The 6975-nt window shown below is 66.9% G+C and carries 8 protein-coding genes; 5 read left to right on the top strand and 3 right to left on the bottom strand.

Annotated elements, in window-relative coordinates:
* Window positions 1-1778 (top strand): tetratricopeptide repeat protein (locus FB384_RS25545; protein ID WP_183787403.1); only part of this gene is annotated, 1778 nt, incomplete at its 5' end.
* A 119-nt stretch (window positions 1779-1897) separates the two neighbouring features.
* On the opposite strand, the gene FB384_RS25540 is transcribed toward FB384_RS25545, so the two are convergent.
* Together FB384_RS25540 and FB384_RS25535 are read right to left on the bottom strand one after the other, a co-directional pair.
* Entirely contained in the window at window positions 1898-2185 is a 288-nt protein-coding gene (locus FB384_RS25540; RefSeq protein WP_183787402.1) for a putative quinol monooxygenase, read from the bottom strand.
* Complete coding sequence (locus FB384_RS25535; RefSeq protein ID WP_183787401.1) at window positions 2182-2739, bottom strand: dihydrofolate reductase family protein; 558 nt, start codon at window positions 2737-2739, stop codon at window positions 2182-2184. Before FB384_RS25535 ends, FB384_RS25540 begins: the two co-directional genes overlap by 4 nt.
* A gap of 125 nt (window positions 2740-2864) precedes the next feature.
* Here FB384_RS25535 and FB384_RS25530 point away from each other — a divergent pair, with 125 nt between their 5' ends.
* Window positions 2865-3455, top strand: coding sequence for a TetR/AcrR family transcriptional regulator (locus FB384_RS25530; RefSeq protein WP_183787400.1), 591 nt, complete (start codon window positions 2865-2867; stop codon window positions 3453-3455).
* 517 nt (window positions 3456-3972) lie between these two features.
* Window positions 3973-4320, top strand: a complete 348-nt coding sequence (locus FB384_RS25525; RefSeq protein ID WP_183787399.1) for a hypothetical protein — start codon at window positions 3973-3975, stop codon at window positions 4318-4320.
* A 78-nt stretch (window positions 4321-4398) separates the two neighbouring features.
* On the opposite strand, the gene FB384_RS25520 is transcribed toward FB384_RS25525, so the two are convergent.
* Window positions 4399-5037, bottom strand: coding sequence for a prepilin peptidase (locus FB384_RS25520; RefSeq protein ID WP_183787398.1), 639 nt, complete (start codon window positions 5035-5037; stop codon window positions 4399-4401).
* Window positions 5038-5460: 423 nt separating this feature from the next.
* Here FB384_RS25520 and FB384_RS25515 point away from each other — a divergent pair, with 423 nt between their 5' ends.
* Window positions 5461-5847 carry a hypothetical protein gene (locus tag FB384_RS25515; protein ID WP_323985434.1) on the top strand — a complete coding sequence of 129 codons (387 nt, stop codon included), beginning with the start codon at window positions 5461-5463 and terminating at the stop codon, window positions 5845-5847.
* Window positions 5841-6893: a hypothetical protein gene (locus FB384_RS25510; RefSeq protein WP_183787397.1), complete on the top strand. Its 1053-nt coding sequence runs from the start codon at window positions 5841-5843 to the stop codon at window positions 6891-6893. The genes FB384_RS25515 and FB384_RS25510 overlap by 7 nt, the downstream gene beginning before the upstream one ends.
* The last annotated feature ends 82 nt before the right edge of the window (window positions 6894-6975 follow it).

The raw sequence follows: 6975 nt of genomic DNA, 5'->3' as shown, positions 1-6975 counted from the left end.
GCACCCTCGCCGAACGGGCCGCGCACTACCGGTCGCTGCTGGCCCAGCGCCCGGCCGTGGTCGTACTCGACAACATCGCCAGCTACGACCAGGTAGCCGATCTACTGCCAGGCGCGGGCAGCGTCGTGGTGCTGACCAGTCGGGAACGCCAATCCTCGCTACTTCTGCGCACCGGTGGCGTGCACATCACCCTCCCGCCCCTGACCGCCCACGAAGCATTGACCCTGCTACGCATGCGAGCGGGCCACGCCCGCATCGACGTCGAGCGCGATGCCGCCATCAGGATCGCCTCCCGCTGTGGACACCTGCCCATGGCGATCCTCATCGCAGCCGAACGCATCCAGCAACACCCCCGCGAAGCCCTACAGACGCTGGCCGAACGCCTCGACAGCGATACCCGACGTCTCGACGTCTTCACCTCATCCGACCCCGCGGTGAACGTGCATGCCGTCATCGACCTGTCCTACCTCGCGCTCACACCCCAAACCCGCCGGGTCTTCCGCCTTGCCGGCATCATTCCGGCCAGCCTGATCAGCGCCGACGCCGTCGCTGTCCAATGCGGGCTGCCTGCCACCACAGCCCTCGACTCACTCGACGAACTCCGTCGCGCCCACCTGGTTGACGACGCCCCGGATCATTCCGACCAGGTACAGATGAACGATCTCCTGCGTTCCTACGCCGCTGGGCGGGCCATCGTGGACGACCCGTTGTCGGAGATCGAACATGCTCATGACCGACTCCTGCAGTGGTACGCCGCCACGGCATGGCGAGCAGCAAACGCGTTGGCGCCCGGATGGGCCGACCCCGTCCTCGAATGCCCGTCCCCAGTCAGTCCGCCGTTTCCCGCCGGCGACTACGAGGCCGCTCTCGCGTGGTGTGACAAGGAAGCACACACCATCATCGACATCGCCCGTCACGCCCGATCCCACAACGCGAAGGACGCAGCCTGGATGCTGCCCACGCTCTTGCAGCCCTACTTCCAGCTCACCGACACCTGGACGACGTGGCTCACCGCTGCCGCGGAAGGCCTCGCTGCCGCTCGCGATCTCGAAACCGACCTCGGCATCGGCCGCTGCACCCAAAGTCTCGGATGGGCACTACATCACGCCGGGCACACCGACCATGCACTCGACCACCTTCGCCGAGCCGCGGATCTGCAGGCATCATCGGGTGACAGAGCAGGACTGGCGTGGAGCGAGTTCGCGACCGCTACTGCCTACTCTTCAGCCGGACACCATGTCGAGGCGCGAACCGCCTACGAACATGCCGCTCAGTTGTTCGACCAGACCGAGTTCCCGCTCGGCGCCGCGATAGTCAGAGCCCTGCTCGCCGCCACGCACGAAGCCCTCGGCAACGACGATCGCGCTCGTGCCTACGCCAACGATGCGCTCGCTTGCGTGTTGACCATCGCTCCTCGACACCCCGCAGCCGCCCTGGCCCATCACCAGCTCGGAATCGTTCTGTCAGCACAACAGCAACCACGTGCGGCGCTCACGCATTTCGACGCAGCACTGACCATTCATCGCCACAGCCACCAGCCACGTTTTCATGCCGAGACTCTGGAAGCGCGGGGCAATGCTCTACTGGCACTCGGGCTCGTCGACGCCGCGCGAGCTTCCTATCGGGACGCGATGGAACTCTGGCAGAAGCTCCACGACCGTCGCGGATACGAACTCCACGCCAGGATGGCCACGCTGAGCCCACGCGACGGCGAGGCACGCGCGGCAGCCACCATCTCGCCCGATGGCGCTGACATCAGACCAACCGCCGGGCCGTAGGTGCGGCAAGCACACCCCGGCCGCGGCAGGCGGACGCCCGTGGCCCCAGCGCCCGGGCACACAGTTGGAGGAATCGTCACGGTCCTTCTGGACCGAGGGAGTATCACGGCAGTCGGTGTTCATCCTCGCGCATCTGATGGAACCGTTGTGAACTCTTGGATCTCGGCGTTGGCGATCAGTGCTGCGATGTCGTCGCTGGGACCGTCACCGCGGAATGCTTCCAATGTGTCGCGGTCCGCCCAGCGTTCGTAGATGTTCACGCGGTCGTCGTCGACGGGATCGGCGGAGACGGCGAAGTCGTGGGATCCGGCGGTCGTGCGTGCCGCCGAGACGGCGGGACGGGACAGCTCCAGGAAGCGGTCGCGGTCGTGCGGGTGAACGCGGAGGTGGCCGGAAACGATGATCATCGGGTTCTCCGTTCGTAGGTGAGTACCGTTGCACCAGAGGCGAACGGGCGGTTTGAGGTCAAGCGCCAGGTGCTGATCGGGTACGAGCCGGCGAACAGTCGTGTTCCTCCGCCGATCAGGATTGGATTGAGGACGAGGCGGACTTCGGCCAGCAGCTCGGCCTCTAGGAGCGAGGTTGCAGCGGATCCACCGGCGAATACGGCGATGCCGCGTCCGGGTTGCATTGTGAGCCGACGGATCTCGGTGAGTGGCTCCTCGCCGAGCAAGTGGGTGTTGTACCAGTCGGCCGCTGTCAGTGTCCGGGACAGGACGTATTTGGGCAGCTCACGCATTCTGGACCGCTGAACGATCGATACCTCGTCTCCCGCCGTCGGCCAGTAGGCAGCGAGCTGTTCGTAGGCCACACGACCGAACACCATGCCGTCGATCGATTCCAGCAAGCCGTCCAAATACTGCTGGAACTCCTCATCCGAGAAGTGCCAGTCGATATGGCCCGCCGTGTCGCAGATGAAGCCGTCCAGCGAGACGTTGGTGTGTAAGAACAGCGGCTGCATTAGTTGCTCCTCCCAGTGGCGTGCTGGCCGCTATACGGCCGTTTGGCACCAAATTTATGAACGCATGACCAAGAAGACTCTGGCACTTCTTGGCCGAAGGGTCAAGAAGTCGTACGATGCACGTTGTGACACGAACCGGCCGGCCCCGCGGCTTCGACGAACGGCACGTCGTCAGTGGTGCGAAGGACATGTTCTGGCGACGCGGCTATGCCGCCGTGTCGCTGCGAGAGCTGGCGACCGAGCTCGGTGTGTTGCCCGGGAGTCTGTACGCCGCCCTCGGCAACAAGCACGACCTGTACCTGCGCGCCCTGCACGACTACGTCGAAGACACCCGTGCCGCCGCGGCAGCGCTCGCGTCGCAACGGTCACCGCTCGCGGCTGTGCGCACGCTGCTCGGCAATGTGCTGGATGCCGCGGTCACCGACCCCGGCCGGGGCTGCATGCTGGGCAACACCGCGGCCGAGCTCCTGCCGAACGACGAATCCGCCCGAAAGATCGTCCGGTCCGGACTGCACGTCCTCGAAACGGGAATCGAACAGGCGCTCCGTGAGGCCCAACGCGCCGGCGAGATTCGTGACGACATCGACTGCGCAGCCCGGGCGGATCTGCTCGTCGTCCTCCTCCAGGGCCTGCACATCACTGCGAGGGCCGAGTCCGAGCCGCATCGGCTCCACCAGGTCATCGACACCATGCTGGACTCGATGACGTCGTCGTAGAGCGAGTCCGACCGTTGAGGCGATGCGGCGGTTCAGGTCGTCAACTCCTGAACCGCAATAACCAGCGTTGTCAACGGGTGGTCACCAGTGAAGCTGGAGACAGCGGACTATCGGTCCCGTCGAGAGTTTAGCTCCCCGCGGGCCGGCCGTCGACTCTTGTCCAGATGACAATGATGTTCATCTAGACAGAATGGACACAGGATGAGCACCCAAAGTGCACACCATTGTCCATTGTGAACCGTGGCCGTGGGGCTGGTTCACGGTCACAGTGGACTCATGGGAAATCGTTCACCTCCGGCGTTGATGCGCTGCAACTGACCGGTTGTTACGTGACAGGTGCCTTGCCCTCCCCAGGTGGCCACGTGTCCACTCAATCAAGGCGCTCCGCGTGCTGCGGTGGCGTGGGTTGATGTGCCCCCAGAGCCTACGCAGCTCACCGCAGCACGCGGAGCGCCCTCCCTCCTCCCCATCAGTACGCACTCGTGATGCTGGTTCATGTCCTGATTGGAGGAGGGTGATGGCGTATTTCCTGTTGCAGTGCGGCCATACGCACTCGTTGGACGAGGTCGCTGAGCACGATATCGCCGAGCTGATCGCCCAGCCCGACATGATTCCCCGCCTGTCTTGGTGCGAGGGCTGTCGCCAGTGGGGCCGGGTCCACGAACTGGTTCCCACATCGCGACCTGGTATCGCCGCTGACATGCCCCCCGAAGCGGCCCTGCCAGGAGATGCCGGGCCTGGAGGCGATGTCGCGGTCCCCGGCCCCCGCAGCGAACCATCATCCGTACCTGCTGCGGGCGGGTCCTTCTCCGACGAGCTTGACCACGAGCTGGCCGGTCCGACTGGCAAGCAGGTCGGCGAATGAGTGCCCCCCGTGACGCGATCGGAGCACACTGAGATGACGGCGAGGACCACCGAGCCAGCATTGGCTAGCCCGGCGGCGTCAGGCGCCGACGAGCACCATGAGCAGGGCCCCGCAGAACAGGAACGGCCCGAAGGGCACCGTCGCTGGTCCCGGGTGAGTCCGGTGTTGGCGGGCCGGCACGGCTACCACCAACGCCAACACCGACGCCGCGATCAGCGCGCCGGCGACGTGGGGCCAGTCGATCCACCCGGTGACGAGTCCGACCAGTCCGGCCGCGGGCAGATCCCCTGCCCCGACCCCGCCGCCGCTGGCCAGCGCGAGGAGCAGAAAGAAGACCATGGCAGCGGCCGCCGCAGCAAGCGCTCGCAGCCCGGGTTCGGGAGTGTTACGCACCAGCGCCACCGATGCCAGTGCGAGGGCTGTAGCGCCCAGCTGTGGCCAGGCCAGCACGCGCGGCAGGCGGTGCTCGCACCAGTCGATGATTCCCAACGGAATCGCCACCCCCGCGGCGAGGCCGAACGCGACCAGCTCACCACGCCCGGCCAGTCGCCAGGCCAGCACCGCGAATACGACGCCGGTGAGCGCGGCGCCGAACCACCCCGAACGCGCCCAACGCCGCTTGAGGCTGACGAAGCTGCGAGTTGCCGTGCTCGCCGCCGCCCCCACACCGAGGCCGGCCGCGGCGGCGGCGACCACCCACCACCCACTCGCGACCATGCCACCTCCGTGTCCCGCGGCGCGTACGTGCTCATCCTGACCGCGGTCGCTGTGGGCTCGCGGCGCCGGCGGGACAGTCTCCACCCAACGGGTGAACTTCCTGGCAGTCGCGTCGTCGGTGAGGAAGTACGCGCGAAAGTCGTTTTCTGGGCCGGTGCCGGCGCGGGGGAGTGGTGCCCCGGTGTGCGGGGCCGGTGTGGACAGCGATCGTTGATGCTTTGGGGGACCGTGATGACTCATTACCGCACCACCCGCTTCGTCGTGGCCGTCCTCGTCGGAGTCGTGGTGAGCGCATGCAGCTCGGCCACCGGCGGGAACGCGCCGTCCTCACCCCCGCCGCCATCGGGGCCGGCTTCGACGAGCACCCCGCCGACCACGGCTACCCCCGTGCCCGCTGAAACTGCTGGTCGCCAGGCCATCCGGGTGTATCTGGGCATGTGGCGCGACATGGCCGCAGCTGCGAAGACCTCGGACTGGCGCTCACCAAAGCTGGCGCGCAATGCCACAGGGAAGGCGTTGTCGCGGATCTCGCGTGGCTTGTATGCCGACCACTACAACGGACTGGTCACCAAGGGCGAGCCCCGCAACAGCCCTGAAGTGGACGCCGTCACACCGCCCGACAAGCCGACCACAGTGGACATCGTCGACTGCGGCGACGACAGCGACTGGGTGAAATACCAGGCCGACAGCGGCAAACCAGCCAATGACGGCCCGGGTGGGCGGCGGCACATCACAGCGCGGGTCGAAAAGGCCGTCGATGGCTCGTGGAAGGTCACCGACTTCGCCATTCAGGACGTGGGCACATGTTAGCCCGCACGATCGGTATCGCCGGGGTGACTGCGACGTTGGTGTGGTGCGCAGCCAGCCCCGCATGGGCAGGCGGGTGGGGCAGTGTGGATTGCAACAGCGATCCCACGCCCTACTGTGACCTCGGCGCCGGCAGTGCCCCCAATCCGCCCTCGGCACCTGATCCTGCGCCGCCGCGCCCGCAGGTCGCACCGCAGCCGGAAGGCGGCGGTGGGACGGCGCCCGAGCAGGAGCAGCCGCAGGGGGACCGGATCGTCGGCGGCAGCGACACCGAGGCCGACTGCTCCTACGTGCTCAGCGACTACCAACCACCAACGGGCGGTGTCCAGACCATCACTGTCCCCCGCTCGTCCGGGCCACCGGGCGATGTCCGCCCGATTGCCCACACCACTGGCACCGCCGTCGCCGAAGCAGGATCTCGCGGCCGGGACGTGGTGTTGGCGCAGGACGGGGACAGGGGCGGTGGCTGGTATGTCTACCGGTGCAGCAGCGAGGGCACTCGCGACAGCCTGTACCGGGCGCCGGTATGGATCCCGGCGAACCAGGCTCCGGCCGACGCGGAGCCGCCGGCACCGTCACCACAGAATCTGGCCCGCCAAGCCCGCTCACAGCTACGCCTGCCCAATCCGACGATCGGCTCGAACCCGGCCGGTACCCAGCTGGTGCGAGTGCCCACCTGGCTGTGGATCGACAGCAGGCTGTGGCGCCCGCATACCGCCACAGCCTCCGTCCCAGGCGTATCGGTCACCGCTACCGCCCGGCCGACATCGGTGTCGTGGTCAATGGGAGATGGCACCACCCTCACCTGCCGTGACCCCGGAACCGAATTCCCACCGGAGGGCAATCCGGACAGCGCGTCGCCGGATTGCGGCCACACCTACCAACGTTCCTCGGCCGGTGCCGCTGAAGCACGGTTTCCGGTCACGGCCACCGTGTCGTGGCAGATCACCTGGTCGGGCGCCGGCGAGCAAGGCCGCTTTCCGAACATGACCACCGACGACGAGACCTCGTTCCGCGTCGCCGAAGCCCAAGCACTCGGCACCGGATAAACCGCCACCCGAATTCGTCGACAACTTCGCACAATCTGTCCCTTTGCTGACTGCGTTGCCGCGGCTGACCAGCACCGGCATA

Origin of the sequence: Prauserella sediminis, from assembly GCF_014195435.1 — a bacterium.
GTDB lineage: Bacteria > Actinomycetota > Actinomycetes > Mycobacteriales > Pseudonocardiaceae > Prauserella > Prauserella salsuginis.
Note: the sequence above shows the minus strand (reverse complement) of the source record. Positions and strands in the feature narration are given on the sequence as shown.

What these genes read in the sequence shown, in the direction of transcription:
- FB384_RS25540 (WP_183787402.1), bottom strand. Translation starts at nt 2,185, where the DNA reads ATGATCATCGTTTCCGGCCACCTCCGCGTTCACCCGCACGACCGCGAC.
- FB384_RS25535 (WP_183787401.1), bottom strand. Translation starts at nt 2,739, where the DNA reads ATGCAGCCGCTGTTCTTACACACCAACGTCTCGCTGGACGGCTTCATC.
- FB384_RS25525 (WP_183787399.1), top strand. Translation starts at nt 3,973, where the DNA reads ATGGCGTATTTCCTGTTGCAGTGCGGCCATACGCACTCGTTGGACGAG.
- FB384_RS25520 (WP_183787398.1), bottom strand. Translation starts at nt 5,037, where the DNA reads ATGGTCGCGAGTGGGTGGTGGGTGGTCGCCGCCGCCGCGGCCGGCCTC.
- FB384_RS25510 (WP_183787397.1), top strand. Translation starts at nt 5,841, where the DNA reads ATGTTAGCCCGCACGATCGGTATCGCCGGGGTGACTGCGACGTTGGTG.